Consider the following 22552-nt stretch of genomic DNA (forward strand, 5'->3'; position numbering starts at 1 on the left):
ATCTAATAAAAACAAAAAACCCGTCTAAGCCTACTTACCTAAACGGGTTTTTTATTATTATCTAGGAAATTATAACTTCCTTTTCACTTCTACTTGTTCGTAAGCTTCTACAATATCGCCTACTTTAATATCATTAAAGTTTTTGATATTTAAACCACACTCATAACCACGGTTAACTTCTTTAACATCATCTTTAAAGCGTTTTAAAGAGTCTAACTCGCCAGTGTAAATAACCACACCTTCACGTATGATTCTGATTTTGCTATTTCTATTAATAGTACCATCTAGAACCATACAACCTGCAATAGTTCCCACTTTCGTGATTTTGAAGGTCTCTCTGATTTCAACGTTAGCAACAATTTTCTCTTCAAACTCTGGTGCCAACATACCTTCCATTGCAGCTTTAATCTCATCAATAGCTTTGTAGATTACAGAATATAATCTTACATCAATTTCTTCTGCTTCTGCTAATTTACGAGCACCTGCTGATGGACGAACTTGGAAACCTATGATAATTGCATCAGATGCTGTAGCTAACAATACATCAGATTCTGATATCTGACCAACCGCTTTGTGTACAATTTTAACTTGTATCTCTTCGGTTGATAATTTTTGTAAAGAGTCTGATAAAGCTTCAACTGAACCATCCACGTCACCTTTAATAATGATGTTAAGTTCTTTGAAGTTACCTATAGCTAAACGACGACCAATTTCATCCAGTGTAATATGTTTCTGAGTTCTTAAACCTTGCTCACGTTGTAACTGTAAACGTTTGTTTGCAATATCACGAGCTTCTGGCTCGCTCTCTACACCGTTGAATCTATCCCCTGCTTGTGGCGCACCTTGGAAACCCAAAACTTGTACTGGTGATGCCGGACCAGCTTTTTCTACACGATTTCCACGCTCATTATATAAAGCTTTAACACGACCACTGTAAGAACCTGCTAAAATTGGGTCTCCAACTCTTAAGGTACCAGCCTCTACTAAAACTGTAGCTACATAACCTCTACCTTTATCTAACTGCGCTTCAATTACTGTACCCACGGCTCTCTTATTAGGATTAGCTTTTAGGTCTAGTAACTCTGCCTCTAACAATACTTTTTCTAATAGTTTATCAACATTTAAACCAGATTTAGCAGAAATTTCCTGAGTTTGGTATTTACCTCCCCACTCTTCTACCAAAATATTCATAGCAGCCAGTTGCTCTCTAATCTTATCAGTATTAGCGCCAGGCTTATCTATTTTGTTAAATGCAAATACTATTGGAAGACTTGCCGCTTGCGCATGGTTAATAGCTTCAACCGTTTGAGGCATCACGCTATCATCCGCAGCGATAACAATAATGGCAACGTCTGTTACTTTAGCACCACGGGCTCTCATTGCGGTAAACGCTTCGTGACCCGGTGTATCTAAGAAAGTGATTTTTTTATCACCATCTACCACAACTTCATATGCACCAATGTGCTGTGTAATACCACCGGCTTCACCCGCTATAACATTGGCTTTACGCACAAAGTCAAGTAAAGATGTTTTACCATGGTCTACGTGACCCATTACGGTAACAATTGGAGAACGAGGGATTAAATCTTCTTCTCTATCTTCCTCTTCTAGGTTATATTCTTCTTCCTCTGCACTTACAAACTGAACTTCATATCCAAACTCATCAGCAACAATGGTTAAGGCTTCCGCATCTAACCTTTGGTTGATAGATACGAACATTCCTAAACTCATACATGTAGAGATAACTTCTGTAACAGAAACATCCATCATGTTGGCTAACTCATTAGCAGTAACAAACTCTGTTACTTTTAATATTTTAGATTGTAATTCTTGTTCTAATGCCGCTTCTTCAGCATTTGCTGATGCTCTATCTCTCTTCTGCCCACGTAGTTTAGAACGTTGTGCAAACTTACCAGATTTACCTGCACCGCTTAAACGGGCTAAGGTAGCTTTAATCTGATCTTGGATTTCTTTTTCCGTAGGCTCTACCTTAGGTGGCAAAGGCTGACCTCTTTTATGTGGTGGTCTGCCACCTTTTTGATCCTGCCCTGTATTTGGTCTGTTCTGACCTCCTTGACCTTGGCCTCCACCTTGTGGACGATTACCTTGATAACCTCCGCCTGCAGCGGCTTGTCCTCCCGGATTGGTATTAAGAGCACCACCTGGTCTATTTGGCTGGCCACCTGGTGCTGGTTTACGCTTACGCTTTCTTTTACTATCTGCAGTGTTAGGGTTTGATGAAGATGCAACCGGCTGATCTTTTTTCTTATTAACTGGTAATTGTATTTTACCAATAATTTTTGGTCCGCTTAATTGCTGAGCTTTAGCTCTAATTACTTCATCATCAACAGGCTCTGCTTGTTCTTCCTGAGGAATAACTTTTTCAACTACAGGTTCAGGTTTAACCTCTGCTTTTGGCTCTGGCTTAACTTCTTCTACCTTTGGTGCTACAGGCTCTGGTTTAACCTCTGCTATTGGCTCTGGCTTAACTTCTTCTACCTTAGGCGCAACAGGCTCTGGCTTAACCTCTACTTTTGGCTCAGGTTTTACTTCTTCTACCTTAGGTGCAACTGGCTCTGGAGCCGGAGTTGGCTGAGGAGCCTCAGGTTTTTTAATTTCTTGAGGAAGTGCTGCCTCTGGCTTTACTTCTTCTTTCCTCTTGTCAGGACGAGTTTTAGAATTTAAACTATCAAGGTCTATTTTGCCGATAATTTTAACGCCTCCATTACTTACTGGAGTTTCCTTCTTCTCCACTTCTGGAGAAACTGGAACATTTGAACCTGTATTCTTAATCAGGATTTCATTGTCTGACTCCTGAGGTTCTTGTTTTTCGGTAGACTCTGGCTTTTCATTCACCTGAGTAGCGTCATCACGACGGATCTTGCCAATAACTATGTTCTTAGCTTCTTCTCTCAGGATTTTATCTCCCTGATATTCTTTCAAAAGAGCTCCATACATCTCATCGGTAAGCTTTGTATTAGGTTTGGCTTCTATTTTAAAACCTTTAGTACCTAAAAAATCAGCTATCGTACCAATACCAATGTTTAGTTCTTTTGCGACTTTTAATATTCCTAACTTTTTGTCTTCTGACATCTATTATGATCTTTCTATTCTAATTTTAAAACAAAAGTACGTTTACTTAATGCAAATCTAAAATTATTCGAACTCTGCTCTTAAAATTTCTAGTACTTCTTCGATAGTTTCCTCTTCTAAATCAGTACGTTTCACTAATTCATTTACATTAAGTGCTAGTACACTCTTAGCTGTATCTAAACCAACTTTTCTAAATTCGTCTATAATCCAGCCGTCAATTTCGTCTGAGAATTCTTCTAAGTCAACATCTTCGTCTTCTTCAGATGATTCTCTATAAACATCTATTTCGTAACCTGTCAATTTACCTGCCAATTTGATGTTATGTCCGCCACGTCCGATAGCCAAAGAAACCTGGTCTGGCTTTAAGTAAACAGCCGCTCTCATGGTCTCATCATCTAATTTGATAGATGATATTTTTGCTGGCGATAACGCTCTTTGGATATATAAAGAAATGTTATTGGTAAAGTTGATAACATCGATATTTTCGTTTTTCAACTCACGAACAATACCGTGTATACGAGAACCCTTCATACCTACGCAAGCTCCAACTGGATCTATACGGTCATCATAAGATTCTACTGCAACTTTTGCTCTTTCACCTGGTTCGCGAACGATATTTTTAATGGTGATTAAGCCATCAAAAATTTCTGGAACTTCTAGCTCAAATAATCTTTGTAAGAATGCCGGAGCAGTTCTAGAGATGATAATTCTTGGATTGCTGTTTAACATCTCAACTTTAAGCACTACAGCTCTTACGGTATCGCCTTTTTTGAAATAGTCTGCCGGTATTTGCTCAGTTTTAGGTAAGATTAGCTCATTACCCTCATCATCCAAAACCAAAGTTTCTTTTTTCCAAACCTGATAAACCTCGCCAGTTACAATCTCACCAATTCTATCTTTATAGTTTTTGAAGATTTCATCTTTCTCTAATTCTAAAATTTTAGATACTAAAGTCTGACGAGCAGCTAAAATAGCTCTTCTTCCAAAGCTTTCTAAAGTGATTTGCTCAATAAAATCATCTCCAACTTCTAAATCCGGATCAACTTTATGCGCATCTGCTAATTCTATTTCTAGGTCATCATCTTCAGAGAAACCATCTTCCATAACAGTTCTAGTCCTCCAAATCTCCAAATCCCCATTATCAGGGTTCACAATCACATCACAATTCTCATCGGTACCAAAACGCTTACGCAGCATACTGCGAAACACTTCTTCCAACACACTGATAACGGTTGGTCTGTCGATATTTTTGAAGTCTTTAAACTCCTGAAATGAATCAATTAAGTTAATGCTATTCATTTTATTCTCATCAATATTTTATTAATGCTACTATTTAAAAGATACGCTTACTTTAACTTCAGCGATACTATTTTTTAAAATTTTACTTTCTACAAGTTCGGCTTTTTTGGTTTTTACTCCTTTAGCTTTTACTTGATGTGCCACTGTTATGCTCTCTTCATCTGCTGCTAGTAACTTACCTTCCAGTTTATCTCCGGTTAAGTGTTTTACAGTTACATTTCTACCTATGTTTTTAGCAAACTGTCTATCCAAAATTAAAGGTGTATCTAAACCAGGCGAACTTACTTCTAAATTGTATGCGTGGTCTAGCAAATTTTCTTCTTCTAAATGGTAACCAACATGTCTGCTTACCATAGCGCAATCATGTATGCCTACACCATTATCGCCATCTAAAAGAATAATGATTTTGGTGTTATTGATGACTTTAATTTCAACAATAAATAAATCAGGTCTGTCTGCTATTTTTTCTTCTGCTAAAGCTCTAACTCTCTGTTCAACACCCATGACAATATTTTTTGGATAAATGAAAAGAGGGGACTATTAGCCCCCTCTTTTTTCAACACTGCAAATGTAATAAAATTTTTTAAATTTTAAAATTTTGATTATCAATGCCCAAAGCAGAAGGTGGAAAGCTTAATGTAGAAGGCTAAAGGCAGAAAGATAAAATACAGCTTGATTAAGTGATATTTAGGGTCTCATAACTTTAATGATTCGCCTCAAGAGCCGGCGGGGCCCATTACTTTTTAGAGGGAAAAAGTAATCAAAACCCTTGAACAATCCCGCAGGAGCCTTTAACGCACATCCCTTACCCACACTCAAAAAACAATTGGCGCTTATTTTTGCTCGTTTATGCTTTATGAATGTTTTACAAACTCGAACGCAAAACCGCATGCGCTATAGGCTTTGTAAGTGCAAGATTTTTTAATTTCTGCTACTGTTTTTTCGTCTTTCCAGCTCTGGGGGATTGCTCATGCGCTTCGGAATAGTCTGTTTTTTATGAATGGTTGTTCCTATCTAGAAGTAGAAAGTACAGAGTATAAAGTAGAAAGAGTTTTTAAGTCGGATATTTAGAAGCTTACAATAATATTAAACCAAACTTACCGAAGAACGAAAGACGGCCTATGAAGATTTGGAAGTGCAGACAAATAAATCTTTTGCAGAATCATTGATAAAACACTGTCAGAAAACAATCCGACGGGTGTTGTAGAAGCTATCATCAATCAAAACCATTCACACCACTTAGGATTGTGAATAAAGATTTATTTAGACGCAACGACAAATATTCATCAGCCTTGATTTATTCATTTTTTGTTTATGGTTTTCTTAGGCATTCATGAACTCGTTCCTCGTTTTTTGTTCACTTTTTTATCAAGAAAAAAGTGAATAGGGTTGGCCGCCTATAAGGCCGGAAAGCCTTGTGCATGAGGCTAAAATTAAAAAGTATCATTAGTTTACCTATCTTTTTATCAAAAAATCATTTACTACACCTATGACTAAAAACCTACCCAAATGGCTTAAATTTTGTTAGATTAGGATTAAAATCTTATGTGATGAGTTTAATTATAGAAATTTTATTAATGGGCTTAGCCGTAGCTATTGCTGCATTTTTAATACCTGGCGTAAGTGTAGATGGTTATTTATCAGCGGTACTAGCAGGTATATTAATCGCTTTGGCTAATGCTACTATTGGCTTTATTTTAAGAATATTTACTTTCCCCATTAATTTTCTTACGCTGGGGCTGATGTCTTTTATTATTACCGTTTTAATGGTTTTACTGGTTGATGAAGTGATGACAAGCTTTAATACTTCTGGCTTTTTATCAGCTTTACTTTTTGCGCTAGTTCTAGCTGTTATTAAAATGGTGTTCGGCGGCTTTAAAAAGGATGATTAATGCAGAGCTTTATGAACTAAAGCTGAAACATCTTCTTTAATTTTGGGAACTATTTCCTTATAAGCTGCTTTTGAATAATGTCTTTTAAGCACTTTAACCGCTTCTGCCCTAACGATTGATTTTGGGTGATTTACTGCTAAATCTTTCACCCTTTTCAAATTTTGATTCTTGAAATCTTGCGTATATAACTTATAGTTTTCTAAACCTTTTAAGATGATGGACCAAGAGGTATCTGAAAGCGCTTTTTGAAAGATGTTTACAGCCGGGATGGCTGTTTTACGGATTTCAAAATAAGAAATGGCTTCTAACTTATCTAAATAATTATCAGCATATAAGAACTGATTTTCATAATCCCCCTCACTTTTATCCTCTAGCTTTTTAATAAGTAGGTTATTATGAATATCAAATTTCACAACATCAGGAACTGCTGAAACAGGAATAATAAAACGCTGGTTTACATCGCTTACAAGAATATCATGGTAATTTGCCTTACCTTTAGAAACAGTTTTTACAGTTATAGGAAGTTGATACACAGGTACAGATGTTGTGTCTTGCAATTGCTCTATATCAATGATCAATTGCTGATTTTGCGCATCATAATTTTTCATGATTTTAAGTTCTGGATATCCCTTAGCTAAAAACCATTGCTTAAAATACCAGTTTAAATCTTTACCTGTTACCTCTTCAAAAGCTAATCTTAAATGATGAATTTCTACCGCCTTGTAAGCATTTTGAGTAAGGTATAAATTTAAGGATGCGAAAAAGGCTTCATCACCAACCAAAGTTCTTAGGTTATGTAAAATAATTGCCCCTTTCTGGTAGGATATGGCATCAAACATATGCTCCTTATCGGCATAATTAAACCTGACAACATTTGCATCTCTATTTTTAGCGTAACCGAAATAAGTTTGTGCCATCTGGTAAAGATGCTCATCAGCATCTTCTTTTCCGTTTTTAAATTCTCGCCATAAATACTCTCCGTAAGTGGCAAAAGACTCGTTTAAAGGTAAATTAGACCATGATTCGCAAGTAACCAAGTTTCCAAACCAATGGTGATAAAGTTCATGCGCAATAATATCATCCTGATTATAGTCTTCATGTTGTGCTGCTGTAAGGTTTAATCCGTTATAAAACACCGATGCTGTAGTATTTTCCATAGCCCCACTCACAAAATTACGTACCACAATTTGGTCGTATTTTGGCCAAGGATAGGGATAGTTTAATTGTTTTGAGAAAAAATCTAGCATGGCTGGTGTATTCCCAAAAACCTTTTTTGCAGTAGCCGCATAAGCCCTTTCTGTATAGTAACGAAGTGGAATATCATTCCATTTATCCTCAATAATTTCAAATTCCCCTACAGCTAGCATACTTAAATACACCGCATGTGGCTGTTGCATCAACCAAGAATCTGTACGGGTGCCATCTGTATGTTTAATGCTTTCTTTTAAAAGGCCATTAGAAAGTGTTTTGTATTTTTCTTCTACCCTGATATTGAACTGATGCGTCATCTTCTCCCCCGGATTTTCTATGGTAGGAAACCAGCAAGAATTATTCTCAGTTTCTCCTTGTGTCCAAATTTGTTTTTTTCCTTTTGTTTGGATGAAATATAAGCCTCTATCATCGCTAGAAAAAATATCGCTACCAACCTTCAACTTACGAGGGGCTGCGGTATAATTAATCTTGATAACGAATGGTTCTTTTGCCCGATAGGTCTTATTTAAACGGATGGTGATTTTATTATCGACATAAGTATAAGATGCCGCTTGCCACTGCTCATGAATTTGTTGTTTTATTTGCTGTATTTTAAAGCCCTTAGCATCTAGAACAACAGAATCTGTTGCGTAAAAATACGGCTGAGCTTCAATACGAGCTTCGCCATACACAAAAGCGCTATCCCAATTAAAAGAAACGTCTAATTCTGTATGGATAATATCAATTTCTTGGGTATAACTAGCGTGATAAACTTTGGCCCCAGCTTTATGGGCATGCACATAAATGGGCTCAAATTCTATAAAATGTATTTTTCCGCAGGCAGATAAAATAAATGCCACTAATAGATAATAGCAGCACTTATTAATGAAAGTCAAATTCATTCTTTTCTTAAGGTACTGATGAGTGTTTCAAACTCCTTTACAAAGTCTTCATAATATTTCCCCGTTCCTGGTCCGTTAAAACCTGTATGGATGTTTCTAACTTTCCCTTGCTTATCAATCACGATCATGGTAGGGAAGGCCATAACGGCATTTAGCATGGGTAAACTTTTTGCAGGCTCGCCTTTTTTATTGGTATACCCGGTAATTAAGAATGGATAGGGTACTTGAAAACGATTGATAACTTTTTGCAAGTTAGCTTTAGATTTTTCAAAATCTGCAGTTCGCTCATAAGCCAAACCTAAAACCTTTACATCATCAAAATTATTTTGGCGAATATAATTGCTTAAAAATGCAGTTTCATCCATACAATTAGGGCACCAAGAGCCTAATAATTGCAGAATTACTACTTTGTTTTTAAACTCCTCATCTTTTAAGCTTACTTGCTTTTTATTCATGTCTGGAAAAGAGAAATCTATCTTCTCAAAACCAGGCTTTAAATACGTTAGGCTATAAGCATCGGGCAATGTAGCGTTTTCATCCTTTTTAGCTGTGAATAATTCTTGCGAAGAAAAACCTGAATAAAACTTACCTTCATTTAGGGTTTCTCCATTTACTTTTGCAGTAAATAAAAAGGCAAAACCACCATCAAAAGTTGATAAACTAAGCTCATCGCCATCTAAAACACCATCTAAATACCTGTAATCTCCGGTAGGGGTAAGAAAAGAACCACTTACTAGATTACCTTCTTGTTTAAAGTTCCCGATGGCTAGGGTAGTATCTTTACCTTCGAGGTTGGTAAATATAGTTGCCCATTTGCCAGTGATATTTTGTGTAGTTGGTTTAAGCTGTTCTTTAAACCTCCAATTTACCCCATATTGGGCTATGAAATCCATCTTCACATCTTTGTCTGCCAAGTGTTTTACCCAATAGCCTTCTATTTTATTATCCGCAATAATGCCTTTTATTTCAGAATCATAAAGTGGCATTTTAATAAAAATAGAATCATTTTCTCGGGTTATATCATCTACTTTAAATTGCTCTTCACCATTCTTAATAAGCATTTGCCATTTGCCTAAACTATCTTTCAGTTCAAAATTAAAAGGCACTTCGGCACCTGCTTCATTAATTAAAGCACCTCTCCAAATACCACTATTTAAAGTGTTATTTGTTGTTTGACAAGCTACTGTAAATAATATAAAAAAGGTAAGAATGCTATAAATGAGATTTTTAATATTCATGATGTTTTTATGTCTGTAAAGCATTACATGATTCACGCCAATTTTGTTTTTCATTAGTTTTGATAAGGTTCAAATTTATGAATAATTGGACACAATTAGCTTAAGTTAGCACTTCATTAAAAACAAAAAGTTCGTGTTAAACACGAACTTTTTACCTTAAGAAAAGTACTATATCTCCTATCACCTTAACACCTCTCTGGAAATAACTACTTTTTGTATTTCGGAAGTACCTTCGTAAATCTGCGTTATTTTGGCATCACGCATTAAGCGTTCTACATGATACTCTTTAACAAAGCCATAACCACCGTGTATTTGCACAGCTTCTATAGTGGTTTGCATAGCTACCTCAGAAGCATATAATTTAGCCATGGCACTTGCTTGCGCATAAGATTGGCCGCTATCTTTTAGCCAAGCTGCTTTCAAAACCATTAAACGGGCAGCTTCTATTTGGGTAGCCATATCGGCCAGCTTAAAAGCTATAGCCTGATGATTTGCAATAGGCTTACCAAAGGTTTTACGCTCTTTAGCGTATTGTGTAGCTAACTCGAAAGCACCAGAAGCAATACCTAAAGCTTGTGCAGCAATACCTATTCTACCCCCATCAAGGGTTTGCATGGCAAACTTAAAACCAAAACCATCTTCACCAATACGATTGGCTTTAGGTACTTTAACATCGCTAAACATTAAAGAATGGGTATCAGACCCTCTAATACCTAATTTATTTTCTTTTGGACCTATGGTAAAACCTTCCATTCCTCTTTCTACAATTAAGGCATTAATACCGTGACTGCCTTTACTGGCATCTGTTTGCGCCATAACTAAATAAGTAGAGGCAGAGCTTCCGTTGGTAATCCAATTTTTAGTACCGTTTAGCAAATAATAATCGCCCATATCTATGGCGGTGGTATGTTGCGAGGTAGCATCAGAACCAGCTTCAGGTTCTGATAAGCAAAATGCACCTATGACTTCTCCTCTGGCTAATGGCTTCAGGTATTTCTCTTTTTGTGCTTCGGTACCGTACTTTTCTAATCCGTAGCATACTAAAGAGTTATTTACAGACATCACTACAGAGGCAGAGGCATCTACTTTAGATAATTCTTCCATCACCAAAACATAGGAAATGGTATCCATACCGGCTCCATCGTATTCAGGACTTACCATCATTCCCATAAAACCCAATTCGGCCATTTTTTTTATCTGCTCAGCAGGAAATTTTTGATGCTCATCTCGCTCTATCACACCAGGCTTTAACTCATTTTGAGCAAAATCTCTTGCCGCCTGCTGAATCATGATATGTTCTTCTGATAATTGAAAATGCATAATTAAAACATTCTAATGTTAACAAAATAAGAGTATTGGCTTGTAGCCATAGGCTTAATCATTACAAGATAATAATTATTATGCAAGCATAGTAAAATAAATCAAAAAAATTACAATTGATAGGGGAGTTGCTTAAAGAAAAGGAATTTGAACAAGATAAAAGCTTAAAACAGCTTTCGAGTTAGTAGGTATTAAAAAGAAAAAAGCCCGAATATAAATTATTCAGGCTCTTTTATACTTTTTACTATATACCTTAGAGGCTATTTAATCAGTCGGTTATTTTCGTCAGGAAAAACAAGTACTGGTTGATATTTCTTAGCTTCTTCCATTTCCATATGCGCATAAGAAACTATGATGATGATATCACCAACTTGGGCTAATCTGGCGCATGAGCCATTTAAACAAATGGTACCGCTACCTCTTTCACCTTTAATTATATAGGTTTCAAAACGAGCTCCGTTATTATTATTTACCACCTGCACTTTTTCATTAGGTATCATATTGGCCGCATCAATTAAATCCTCATCAATAGTAATACTCCCAACATAATTAAGTTCGGACTGTGTTACTTTAGCTCTATGAATTTTAGATTTTAAGACTTCAATAATCATAACACAAAGTTAGTATAGAATTTTAGAAAAAATGTTAGGCTAACATCATATTATCGATAAGCCTGGTTGTACCTACAAAACAAGCAATTAAAGCAATAGCTGGTCCTTTTTCTTGTAAATCATGCAAATTATCAGGATTACAAATCCTCAAATATTCTACATTCAATAAATTAGAGCTTGTAAAAAATTTGTTAGCTTGTTGTTTTAACTCGTCTAAAGACAATAAATTGTAATTATCCTTTATAAAAATTAGCGCTTTGCTTAAGCTTAAAGCAGCAAGTCTTTCTTCGGGGTTTAAGTGGATGTTTCTGGAACTCATCGCCAAACCATCTGTCTCTCTTATAATGTCGCAACTTTTTAATTGAATGGGTAAATTAAAATCGTGAACCATTTTTTTAATGACCAAAAATTGCTGATAATCTTTTTGCCCAAAAAATGCAACATCAGGGATAGCTGTTTTAAAAAGCTTATAAACAATTTGTGTTACTCCTTTATAATGCCCTGGCCTAAATTCGCCTTCCAGTAAAAGGTCTAATTCACCCACATCATAATTCCAAGGTTCATCAACTACCGGATACATTTCTTCTACCTCGGGGTGAAAAAGGATATGACAGCCTGTTTGCTCCAGCTTTGCAATATCTTCTGCTATGGGCTTGGGGTATTTTAATAAATCCGCTTTATTGTTAAACTGAGTTGGATTAACGAATATGGATGCTACTGTAACATCAGTATAAGTTAAAGATTGTTGGATAAGAGAAAGATGTCCCTGATGCAGAGCGCCCATGGTTGGCACTAATCCAATGCGCTTACCTTCTTGTTTATGTTGAAGTAGTAAAGAAGTTAAATCTTCTTTGCGAGTTATTATTTTCAAAGAAATAAAAATTTGGGGCTAAAATTGTAAAATAGTTTATAATAAACAAAAGCATTTACGTAAATCGTTGATAATTTACCAGATAATGATTATATTTGCAGTTCTAAAAATCACTTCTTAACAAAAACTTAACAAAGATTAGGAGATGGGAAAAACCAAGCTTTTGTTTATCACTCATGAAATGTCACCATTTCTGGAGATTACAAAAATTTCTGAAATCACAAGACAACTACCACAAGCCATGCAAGATAAAGGATTCGAGATAAGAATTCTTATGCCGCGTTTTGGCAACATCAATGAAAGAAGAAACAGACTACACGAGGTAATTCGTTTATCGGGGATGAATATTGTTATTGGAGAAAACGACAATCCTCTTATTATAAAAGTTGCATCTATACCTTCTGCAAGAATGCAGGTTTACTTTCTAGATAATGAAGATTATTTCCAACGTAAACATGTATTTAATGATGGAAAAGGAAAGTTTTATGCCGATAACGATGAACGTACTATATTCTTTTGCAAAGGCGCTTTAGAAACGGTTAAAAAATTAGGCTGGTCTCCAGATATCGTTCATTGCCATGGCTGGATGACTTCTTTAGTACCTGCTTATTTAAAAACGATTTATAAAGATGACCCTACTTTTAAAGATTCAAAAATAGTTTACTCTTTATACCCACATAGTTTTAATGAAACTTTAGGTGCTGATTTTGCTAAGAAAGCAGTTATGAAAGGCATGCAAGAATCAGATACTGTAAATTATGCTGATGCTTCTAGTGTTGCTTTAGATAAAGCTGCTATTGATTATGCTGATGCGGTAGTGTTTGGCGCAGAAACTATTCATGATGAGGTGTTAAATTTTGTTAAAAATTCTGATAAGCCTACTTTAGATTATAATTCTACATTAGATTTAGAGAATTATTACAATTTTTATCAGGAAGTAGCGTCTGATATACTGATATCAGTAGCATAATATTATTTAAAAGATCATATGAGATTTAAAAATTTAGGCTTATTAACCCTGTTGATAAGTCTTTTTATTTTGGGCGCATGCCAAGACCCATCTACCATTGGTTTAGATGTTAACCCAGATTTACTTTTGAATGCTAAAGTTGTAGATACAAGTACCATCCACACCAAGCTTGTAAGAGAGGATGAAATCATCACCAACCAAAACAACAAAAATGTTTTAGGCTATTTAGACGACCCACAATTTGGTAAAACAACTGCTAATTTGGCTTTAGCTTTAACGTTACCCACTGTAAATGTAAGCTTTGGCACTAATCCTATTATAGATTCTGCGGTTTTAGTACTTCCATATGGTGGCGCTCATTATGGCGATAGCATTAATTATACTGCACAAGTAAGGCAGTTAGACGAGCTTTTATACTTTGAAGATGGCAGAACCTTTAAAAGCAATAAAATTTGGCTTAGAAAGACCGATATTGTAGGCTCAAAAGTTTTTAAACCTTCATATAAAGATAGTATCATCATTAAAGATATTAGAGTAGGAAGAGCCGATACGGTAAAAAAGGTTATTCCTCAATTAAGAATCCCTTTAAATAATACTTTTATCAATACCCAAATTATCAACGCTGGTACTGCTAATTTAGCTTCTAATAAGGCTTTTGCCGATTATTTTAAAGGCTTACATGTTTCTTTAGACCAAACAAGTATAGCTGCTAATAAAGGGGCTTTAATGCTTTTTAACACAACGGGAAGTGGTGAAAATGGTGCTAGAGTGGATATTTTTTATCGTACAACCAATACTAACGGAGGTACAGATACTACTTCACAATCTTTCCCTATTAATGGAACTTTTGGAAGTGCTGCTACAGAATTAGCTTGGAATTTTTCTGGTACACCAGTGGCTACCGCATTAAGTAGTACTGCTGTAAGCAACCCAGTTTTATATTTAAAAAGTCTGGCAGGAACTAAGGTAAGAGTGAAATTTCCTTATATCACCAGACTTAAAAGCTTAGGTCGTAATATCGTTATCAATAAAGCAGAACTTATTTTTACGATAGAAAATGGCAGTGATGCACCTTTAAAACCTATTCCATTAATCAGAATTCATAAATGGGATATAGCAGACCAGCCACAATTTTTACCAGATGAGAACGCTTCTTTAAATACTTTAGGTATTGGTTTTGTTGATGGATTTTACAACACTACAAGTAAAACTTACAGACTTAACGTAACTACCCATATACAAGATTTAGTAAATGGAGGTGTAGATTATGGTACTTTCATTAGTACTTATGATGTAGTAGGCCAATCTAATAGATTGGATATTATACAAAGAGCAATACTTGGCGGCGGCAATAATACAAGTGGTATTAAAACCAAATTGAAGGTTTATTACACAGACCAACGCTAATTGATAAAACACCATGCGTTTAAAGAAAAAATATTTTGTAGTTTAGCCCCCCTAAATACAAAATATTTTTTCTATGTGTGGAATAGTTGGCTACATAGGCAACAGAGAAGCCTATCCAATCGTAATCAAAGGTTTACATCGCTTAGAGTATCGCGGATATGATAGCGCTGGAGTAGCCTTAATCAACCCAAAAAAAGAACTCAACATCTATAAAAAAGCAGGTAAGGTTAAAGATTTAGAAGATTTTGCTGCTTCTAGTGATTTATCTGGAACTGTAGGAATGGGCCATACCCGTTGGGCTACCCATGGCGAACCTAGTGATAGAAACTCGCACCCGCACCAATCTGGTAATGAAAAACTCGCTATTATTCATAATGGTATTATAGAGAATTATGGTCCTATTAAGGAGGAATTAATTTCTCGTGGACATATTTTTAAAAGTGATACTGATACTGAGGTTTTAATCCATTTAATTGAAGATATCCAGAAAAACGGAAACTTGGATTTGCAAGAAGCTGTTAGGGTAGCTTTACATGAGGTTATTGGTGCTTTTGCTATCGTGATTATGGATAAAGAGCAACCAGACCAATTAATAGCGGCTCGTAAAGGCAGTCCGATGGTAATAGGTGTTGGCGAAAAAGAATATTTTATTGCTTCTGATGCTACCCCTATTGTTGAGTACACAAAAAATGTAATTTATCTTAACGATAATGAGATTGCTTATCTTAAAAGAGATGAGCTTGTTATCAAAAGCATAGACAATATTGTACAAACCCCTTATATACACGAGCTTGAGCTTAAACTAGAAATGCTTGAGAAAGGCGGTTATGACCACTTTATGCTTAAAGAGATTTATGAGCAACCACGCTCTATTAAAGATAGCATGAGGGGTAGAATTTATCCTAATGAGGGTAAGTTACAACTAGGTGGTTTAAAACAATACGAAGAAAAATTTAAAAACGCAGACCGCATCATTATTGTAGCTTGCGGAACTTCTTGGCATGCAGGTTTAGTTGGAGAATATCTGATTGAAGAGTTTGCTAGAGTTCCTGTAGAGGTTGAATATGCATCTGAATTTAGATATAGAAATCCTATCATCTCTGAAAAAGATATTGTAATTGCAATTTCACAATCTGGAGAGACAGCGGACACCATGGCAGCTATTGAGCTTGCAAAGGAAAAAGGAGCAACTATTCTTGGTATTTGTAATGTGGTAGGTTCTTCTATACCAAGATTAACACATGCTGGGGTTTACACCCATGCTGGACCAGAAATTGGAGTGGCTTCTACCAAAGCGTTCACAGCACAGGTAACTGTACTCACCTTAATTGCTTTTTATGTAGCACAAATTAAGGGTACAGTAACTACGGGTAAATTGGTAGAATTACTTACCGAGTTAGAAAGTGTGCCTACACTTGTAGAAAAAGCACTTAAAGCAAATGACTTAATTGTTAAAATCGCCGAAGAGCTTAAAGATTCTAGAAACTGTCTTTTCTTAGGAAGAGGAAGTGGTTTCCCTGTAGCTTTAGAAGGTGCATTAAAATTAAAAGAGATTTCTTATATCCATGCAGAGGGTTATCCTGCTGCAGAAATGAAACATGGGCCTATTGCTTTAATTGATAATGAAATGCCAGTTATTGTAATAGCCACCAAAAATTCTTCTTATGAGAAAGTTATCTCTAATATTCAAGAAGTAAAAGCTAGAAAAGGTATTGTGATTGCTATTGTTACTGAGGGCGATACAGAGGTTAAAAATATGGCTGATTATACCATTGAAATCCCGCATGCTGATGAGGCTTTCTTGCCTTTAATTGCTACCATACCATTGCAGTTATTATCCTACCATATAGCTGTAATGAGAGGTTGCAATGTAGACCAGCCTAGAAACTTAGCAAAATCTGTTACGGTAGAGTAAGCTAAAGTTGAAAAATAAAAAAGGGCAAGATGATTATCTTACCCTTTTTTAGTAAAATCTATCTTTTATTTCTTCCTCTTTTCTAACTTCACTCTTAAGCCTAACTCAAAGCTTCCGTTTGAGTAACTCTCTAATACCGCCGTTGGGTCGTTGTAGAAAAACATAAACTCCCACTGCTTCTTGTGCTCATAGCTGATGCCTAAACTGAAACTCTTATTCGTATGATACATCCCCAATAAACCCAAATCTTCTTTGCCTGTCTTTATCTCTCCCCCTATATCCAAGATGTTCTTGTAGTTATTTACTCCTCTATAAACTGCCTTCGGGTAGAACTTCCAATCTAACAACTCAAACTCGTACGATAGCGAAGTGTAAAACGTGTTATAATTCACATCCTCTCTTCTATCATCCTGTAACCTATCTCGAAGATTATTCCATGCACCTTCTATCGTTAACTTATCTGTCGTATAAGCTATACCGAAGTCTCCTTGAAAGTCCATCCCTATATCATTAAACTGTGCCGCTAAGGGGTCGGAACTATTTCCTACTATTCCCCCATTGTCCAAACGGTCATTACTCAAACCTACAGAGATACCAAAATGTAACTCGTCTCCGCTTCCGCTTACTGGCATATGGTACGAGAAGGTTCCCTTGAAATTATTATTCGTTAATAATCCTGCCTTCTCTTTGAAAAAACTAGCCCCTAAACCCACCTTCTTAACCCTGTAATCTACCGTCATTGAACCACTCTCTGGTGAACCTGGCATCTTTTGCCATTGGTTTCTATAACCTATGTTTAGGTTTAAGCCTCCTTCTACACCGGCCATCGCTGGGTTTGCTAAATAACGGTTCTGGAAGTACTGCGAACCTAATGGGTTTATCTGACCTTGTAAACTTAATGCGCTTAGTAAAGTCATCATCAACATTACTAGCTGTATATTTATCTTTCTCATTGATTCCTTCTTGTTTATCATTATCTAATTACAGTAATGAACCCTCTCTTTGGATTGATTCCTTTTCCAAAATTGATGATATAGTAATACGTACCGCTTACCAACTCCTGACCGTTGTACTGGCCATTCCAGTCATTCGTGTAACCTTTCTTATTGTATACTACTCTTCCTGCTTTATCGATAATCGTTACTTCATTATCTGGGTAACTCTGGATATTACCTATAACCCAGGTATCATTATAGCCATCATTATTTGGTGTTACCAGGTTGCCTGGCTCAAGAGTGTAATCTTCTAATACCGTTACCGTTACATAAACCACTGTACTTAAACCTAAGCTATTGGTTACCGTTACTGCATAAGTTGTAGTTACTGATGGACTGGCTACTGGATTGGCAATATTAGTAGCGCTTAAACCTGTTGATGGTGACCAACTATAACTTACCAAGCCAGATCCTGTTACATTAAGTTGTGAGCTGTAACCTTTACTTATCGTTACATTCTTCCCTGATCCTACAATATCATTGCTGCCTGTTAATGTACCTGTAGCTGTTGCATCTGGTGCTTTTAGTACACTTATCACAAATACTTTCTCGAAGCTTAAGCCCCCAGCATCTGTAGTTCTGATTCTTACAGTATAGCTGTTCTTAGTAGTATAGTTAAATACGGTATTGGTTCTGATGGTATTACCTACTATGCTGAAGCTTGCATTATCATCTGATCCTGATCCTGATACTAAAGTGTAACTATGTGTATCGCCTGGGTCTATATCTGTACTTGTTAGCGTTCCTATATTTACACCTACAGCATTGTTCTCATAAATAGCGGATGGACTTAATCCTATATTGGTTGGTGCACTATTGAAAATTAATGTTACCTGTGCTGTGGTTGAACCTCCAGAATTACTGCCTGTTACTGTATAAGTTTGTGTTCCTGATAAAGTAGCAGTTAATGTACCCGTTATCTGACCAGTGCTAGGATTAATACTCAAACCTGATGGTAAATTTGGCGAGATGGTGTACAAAGTTATTGCAGTACCACTTGAGGTAGGTACCATAGTAACCATGGCTGCATTACGTATTAGTGTTTGTGGCGTATTGTTATAACGCAAATTAAGTGGAGGAGCTACTAATGGATTGGTTCCGTTTAGAACTTCTTGACCATTGGTTACACCATCATTATCACAATCTAAGGCTTTCCACGCATTGCTTACATTGGCAATTACTTGACTAGATGGTTTATAATCACAACCGTTTGTACCGCTTGTACCATCAGTTTTTTCTTGCTTATCACTTACTCCATCGCCGTCTGTATCTGCTTTTAGTGGATCTGTTCCGTCTAGTAATTCCTGACCGTTATTTACTCCGTCATTATCGCAATCTAATGCTTTCCATGCATTGCTCACATTTGCAATTACCTGACTTGAAGACTTATAATCACAACCATTAGTGCCGCTGGTACCATCAGTTTTCTCTACACCATCTTTTACACCATCACCATCACTGTCTGGATTTCTTGGGTCTGTGCCGTCTGTTAATTCCTGACCGTTGGTTACACCATCATTATCGCAGTCTAAAGCTTTCCATGCATTGCTAACATTGGCAATTACCTGACTTGATGCTTTATAATCACAGCCGTTTGTACCGCTTGTACCATCAGTCTTCTCTTTACCATCTGTAACACCATCACCATCGCTATCTGGATTTCTCGGGTCTGTTCCATCTGTTAATTCCTGGCCATTGGTTACACCATCATTATCACAATCTAAGGCTTTCCACGCATTGCTAACATTGGCAATTACCTGACTTGATGCTTTATAATCACAACCATTTGTACCGCTTGTGCCATCAGTCTTCTCTTTACCATCTGTAACACCATCTCCATCGCTATCTGCCTTGGTTGGGTCGGTTCCATCTAACTTCTCTTGTGCATTGGTTACACCGTCATTATCGCAGTCCTTAGCATTCCATGCTGTGCTTGGTGTTAAAGTTTGGCTGGCTGGGATAAACGAACAATCATTTAATGGATTGGTATTATCTGTTTTTTCTTTACCATCGGTTACACCATCTCCATCGCTATCTGCTTTAGTTGGATCTGTTCCGTCTAATTTCTCTTGTGCATTGGTTACACCATCACCATCGCAGTCCTTAGCATTCCATGCTGTGCTTGGTGTTAAAGTTTGGCTGGCTGGAATAAACGAGCAATCGTTTAATGGATTGGTATTATCTGTTTTTTCTTTACCATCGGTTACACCATCTCCATCGCTATCTGCTTTAGTTGGATCTGTTCCGTCTAATTTCTCTTGTGCATTGGTTACACCATCACCATCGCAGTCCTTAGCATTCCATGCTGTGCTTGGTGTTAATGTTTGACTGGCTGGGATAAACGAACAATCGTTTAATGGATTGGTATTATCTGTTTTTTCTTTACCATCAGTTACACCATCTCCATCACTATCTGCTTTAGTTGGATCTGTTCCGTCTAATTTCTCTTGTGCATTGGTTACACCGTCATTATCGCAGTCCTTAGCATTCCATGCTGTGCTTGGTGTTAAAGTTTGGCTGGCTGGAATAAACGAACAGTCATTTAATGGATTGGTATTATCTGTTTTTTCTTTACCATCGGTTACACCATCTCCATCGCTATCTGCTTTAGTTGGATCTGTTCCGTCTAATTTCTCTTGTGCATTGGTTACACCATCACCATCGCAGTCCTTAGCATTCCATGCTGTGCTTGGTGTTAATGTTTGACTGGCTGGAATAAACGAGCAATCGTTTAATGGATTGGTATTATCTGTTTTTTCTTTGCCATTGGTTACACCATCACCATCACAATCTTTAGCATTCCATGCTGTACTTGGCGTTAAGGTTTGACTAGCTGGAATAAATGCACAATCATCATTAGGATTGGTTAAATCTGTCTTCTCCTTACCATCAGTAACGCCATCACCATCTGTATCTGCTTTTAATGGATCTGTTCCATCTAACTTCTCTTGTTCATTACTTACACCATCATTATCACAATCTTTTGCCTTCCATGCTGCGCTTGGTGTTAATATTTGATTAGCTAATACAAATGAGCAATCATCAGTTGGATTAGTACCGTCAGCTTTTTCTTGAGCATCTGTTACACCATCGTTATCACTGTCTAAATCTAAATGATTAGGTGTTCCATCACCATCTGTATCTAAATCTGCACAAGGTTCCTCTAAACCAGCAATACCTAAAGAAAAGTCACAATAAAATTCAGATTCTCTTCCTGTAAAAGAAACCTCACTAAATACACCATTAAAAGATATAGTACCACAAGCCTCATTACCTACAAGAACATTTGTGGTAGTTCCTGCTGGACCACCTGTAAAAGATCCATTGGTTTTAAGAATAGTACCGTTAGCAGATAAATCTAAAGTCTTATTTAAAGAAGATATGAAGAACCTAGGATTATTAACTGGCTTATCAAAAACAAATTTATGTTGTCCAAGGGTTAAGCTTCTGAAAGAACTAACTCCGCCATTACCAGCAGGTTGTGGCGCCCAAAAACTTGTGCCGCAATAAGGTGCCATTCCATAATCTATAATTGAGTTACTTGAATTGGTTACTGTTACATTTACAATAGTACCTGCAACATCAACAGTTCCCCTTAAAACTCCACCACTAAAGGAGTTCCAAACTACATATTTAAAACCTGGAGGGTTTAAACTATTACTTAATGTTAAATCAGTACATTTTTTCTCATCAGTATCTAAAATACCATCTCCATCATCATCTGTATCACAAGCATCACCTTGACCGTCTCTGTCAGTATCTAATTGATTAGCATTGGCTACTGAAGGGCAGTTGTCTTGCCCATCTGGAATACCATCACCATCAGCATCAGTAACTGCATCATTATCTAAAATATTAGAGGAAATTGATTTGTTACCTACATTTACAGTAAGCGTTTCTAAAGACTCAATAGCAGCATCATCAATGGTATTTACGGTAATAGTAAAAGAGCTCACACCACCAGGTACAGTAATAGTACCATCTCCATTATTAATTACACCATTAGAGAATGTAAATGTGCTGTTATAGTCAGAACCACTAGTAGCTGTTCCTCCAATTGTAAATACATAAGTTTGGGGATTACCTGCTGTAGTAGCAGATGATAAAGCTACCTGATAAACTATATTTTGTCCTTCTACAACACCAGTACCAGAATTTAAAGTAATTGCAGATGGTTGCGGAGTGTTAGCAAGTTCTGAATTTAATGCAGTTAAGAGGCCTGATGTTGCTGCGTTACCGCTACGTTGCTCTCCGTCGGTAAACACCCAAGTAGAGGTATAAGATTTCAAACCTAAATTTGTACTTGTGTTGGAAGTTTGACCTCCAACAATAGTAAAAGATTGTCCAGAACCATAAGCTATAGTTCTCGTTTGTCCAGGGGCAAAAGTAAATCCAAAAACTTCAGTTTTGCTTCCTGTTGTTTCTCTAAAATTTAAAGCCCCATTAAGAGAAAAAGAAGTTCCATCTGTAAGATAAAACTTTAAAACTCCGGCTAAGTCGTTTCCTTGCGTTCCTCCAAACTGGCCACTATAAGATTGACTAAAACTTACTCTAGCTATACCAAGTGTCGATAAATTTTTGATGTCGGTTGAAGTTTGGGTATTGGTAGTTTGCGTTCCTAAATATCCTTTAGAGAAAGCTAAACTTACTTGTGCTTTGGTTTCACTTGAAAAAATAAATACTATAAAAAATAGTAAAATTTTAAAGGAAGTGTTTATTAATTTAATCATATATGAGTTTGTATTTCGTATTAATGATGGATGCTGTCTCTCCGAAGCAAAATCTTGAGTATAAAAATTCAGGTTAATTTCAAGTTGATGTTATAGATTTGATGTTTCTAGAATTAAT

General features: G+C 36.5%; 14 protein-coding genes. 4 read left to right on the forward strand and 10 right to left on the reverse strand.

Annotated elements, in window-relative coordinates; translation table 11 throughout:
- Window positions 1-69: 69 nt before the first annotated feature.
- The 3 genes from infB to rimP form a co-directional block, all read right to left on the reverse strand.
- Complete coding sequence (gene infB, locus GJJ64_RS09385; protein ID WP_154287539.1) at window positions 70-3093, reverse strand: translation initiation factor IF-2; 3024 nt, start codon at window positions 3091-3093, stop codon at window positions 70-72.
- A gap of 63 nt (window positions 3094-3156) precedes the next feature.
- The gene (gene nusA / locus GJJ64_RS09390; RefSeq protein WP_154287540.1) at window positions 3157-4392 is read right to left on the reverse strand and encodes a transcription termination factor NusA; all 1236 of its coding nucleotides are present in this window, start codon (window positions 4390-4392) and stop codon (window positions 3157-3159) included.
- A gap of 30 nt (window positions 4393-4422) precedes the next feature.
- Complete coding sequence (gene rimP / locus GJJ64_RS09395) at window positions 4423-4896, reverse strand: ribosome assembly cofactor RimP (RefSeq protein ID WP_154287541.1); 474 nt, start codon at window positions 4894-4896, stop codon at window positions 4423-4425.
- 1046 nt (window positions 4897-5942) lie between these two features.
- Between rimP and GJJ64_RS09400 the strand changes: the two genes are divergently transcribed.
- Window positions 5943-6284, forward strand: a complete 342-nt coding sequence (locus GJJ64_RS09400) for a phage holin family protein (RefSeq protein ID WP_026905325.1) — start codon at window positions 5943-5945, stop codon at window positions 6282-6284.
- Here the strand turns inward: GJJ64_RS09400 and GJJ64_RS09405 are convergent.
- The 5 genes from GJJ64_RS09405 to panC all read right to left on the reverse strand — a co-directional run bounded on the left by GJJ64_RS09405 (window position 6281) and on the right by panC (window position 12417).
- Complete coding sequence (locus GJJ64_RS09405) at window positions 6281-8377, reverse strand: M1 family metallopeptidase (protein WP_154287542.1); 2097 nt, start codon at window positions 8375-8377, stop codon at window positions 6281-6283. The two genes, GJJ64_RS09400 and GJJ64_RS09405, sit on opposite strands and share 4 nt — an antisense overlap.
- Window positions 8374-9669, reverse strand: coding sequence for a TlpA disulfide reductase family protein (locus GJJ64_RS09410; protein ID WP_229655504.1), 1296 nt, complete (start codon window positions 9667-9669; stop codon window positions 8374-8376). Before GJJ64_RS09410 ends, GJJ64_RS09405 begins: the two co-directional genes overlap by 4 nt.
- A gap of 126 nt (window positions 9670-9795) precedes the next feature.
- Window positions 9796-10935: an acyl-CoA dehydrogenase gene (locus tag GJJ64_RS09415; protein WP_154287543.1), complete on the reverse strand. Its 1140-nt coding sequence runs from the start codon at window positions 10933-10935 to the stop codon at window positions 9796-9798.
- A 260-nt stretch (window positions 10936-11195) separates the two neighbouring features.
- Window positions 11196-11546 (reverse strand): aspartate 1-decarboxylase, encoded by a 351-nt coding sequence (gene panD / locus GJJ64_RS09420; RefSeq protein ID WP_039451998.1) that lies wholly within the window; start codon window positions 11544-11546, stop codon window positions 11196-11198.
- Window positions 11547-11580: 34 nt separating this feature from the next.
- A complete protein-coding gene (gene panC / locus GJJ64_RS09425) occupies window positions 11581-12417 on the reverse strand; it encodes a pantoate--beta-alanine ligase (protein ID WP_154287544.1) in 837 nt (278 codons plus the stop codon).
- A 145-nt stretch (window positions 12418-12562) separates the two neighbouring features.
- Here panC and GJJ64_RS09430 point away from each other — a divergent pair, with 145 nt between their 5' ends.
- The 3 genes from GJJ64_RS09430 (at window position 12563) to glmS (ending at window position 16709) form a co-directional block, all read left to right on the forward strand.
- On the forward strand, window positions 12563-13387 hold the full coding sequence (locus GJJ64_RS09430; protein WP_154287545.1) for a glycogen/starch synthase: 825 nt from the start codon (window positions 12563-12565) through the stop codon (window positions 13385-13387).
- Window positions 13388-13405: 18 nt separating this feature from the next.
- Window positions 13406-14794 (forward strand): DUF4270 domain-containing protein, encoded by a 1389-nt coding sequence (locus tag GJJ64_RS09435; protein ID WP_154287546.1) that lies wholly within the window; start codon window positions 13406-13408, stop codon window positions 14792-14794.
- Window positions 14795-14867: 73 nt separating this feature from the next.
- Window positions 14868-16709 carry a glutamine--fructose-6-phosphate transaminase (isomerizing) gene (glmS, locus tag GJJ64_RS09440; RefSeq protein ID WP_154287547.1) on the forward strand — a complete coding sequence of 614 codons (1842 nt, stop codon included), beginning with the start codon at window positions 14868-14870 and terminating at the stop codon, window positions 16707-16709.
- Between the two features lie 65 nt (window positions 16710-16774).
- Here the strand turns inward: glmS and GJJ64_RS09445 are convergent, their stop codons facing one another.
- Together GJJ64_RS09445 and GJJ64_RS09450 are read right to left on the reverse strand one after the other, a co-directional pair.
- Complete coding sequence (locus GJJ64_RS09445) at window positions 16775-17662, reverse strand: PorP/SprF family type IX secretion system membrane protein (RefSeq protein WP_195759265.1); 888 nt, start codon at window positions 17660-17662, stop codon at window positions 16775-16777.
- A 20-nt stretch (window positions 17663-17682) separates the two neighbouring features.
- Window positions 17683-22434 carry a T9SS type B sorting domain-containing protein gene (locus GJJ64_RS09450; RefSeq protein WP_154287549.1) on the reverse strand — a complete coding sequence of 1584 codons (4752 nt, stop codon included), beginning with the start codon at window positions 22432-22434 and terminating at the stop codon, window positions 17683-17685.
- Window positions 22435-22552 lie beyond the last annotated feature (118 nt).

Origin of the sequence: Pedobacter puniceum (assembly GCF_009674685.1) — a bacterium.
Taxonomy (GTDB): domain Bacteria; phylum Bacteroidota; class Bacteroidia; order Sphingobacteriales; family Sphingobacteriaceae; genus Pseudopedobacter; species Pseudopedobacter puniceum.

Excerpts from the sequence above, each read along its gene's own strand:
- infB (WP_154287539.1), bottom strand. The coding sequence starts at position 3,093 with ATGTCAGAAGACAAAAAGTTAGGAATATTAAAAGTCGCAAAAGAACTA.
- nusA (WP_154287540.1), bottom strand. The coding sequence starts at position 4,392 with ATGAATAGCATTAACTTAATTGATTCATTTCAGGAGTTTAAAGACTTC.
- rimP (WP_154287541.1), bottom strand. The coding sequence starts at position 4,896 with ATGGGTGTTGAACAGAGAGTTAGAGCTTTAGCAGAAGAAAAAATAGCA.
- GJJ64_RS09400 (WP_026905325.1), top strand. The coding sequence starts at position 5,943 with ATGAGTTTAATTATAGAAATTTTATTAATGGGCTTAGCCGTAGCTATT.
- GJJ64_RS09405 (WP_154287542.1), bottom strand. The coding sequence starts at position 8,377 with ATGAATTTGACTTTCATTAATAAGTGCTGCTATTATCTATTAGTGGCA.
- GJJ64_RS09410 (WP_229655504.1), bottom strand. The coding sequence starts at position 9,669 with ATGAAAAACAAAATTGGCGTGAATCATGTAATGCTTTACAGACATAAA.
- GJJ64_RS09415 (WP_154287543.1), bottom strand. The coding sequence starts at position 10,935 with ATGCATTTTCAATTATCAGAAGAACATATCATGATTCAGCAGGCGGCA.
- panD (WP_039451998.1), bottom strand. The coding sequence starts at position 11,546 with ATGATTATTGAAGTCTTAAAATCTAAAATTCATAGAGCTAAAGTAACA.
- GJJ64_RS09430 (WP_154287545.1), top strand. The coding sequence starts at position 12,563 with ATGGGAAAAACCAAGCTTTTGTTTATCACTCATGAAATGTCACCATTT.
- GJJ64_RS09435 (WP_154287546.1), top strand. The coding sequence starts at position 13,406 with ATGAGATTTAAAAATTTAGGCTTATTAACCCTGTTGATAAGTCTTTTT.
- glmS (WP_154287547.1), top strand. The coding sequence starts at position 14,868 with ATGTGTGGAATAGTTGGCTACATAGGCAACAGAGAAGCCTATCCAATC.
- GJJ64_RS09445 (WP_195759265.1), bottom strand. The coding sequence starts at position 17,662 with ATGAGAAAGATAAATATACAGCTAGTAATGTTGATGATGACTTTACTA.
- GJJ64_RS09450 (WP_154287549.1), bottom strand. The coding sequence starts at position 22,434 with ATGATTAAATTAATAAACACTTCCTTTAAAATTTTACTATTTTTTATA.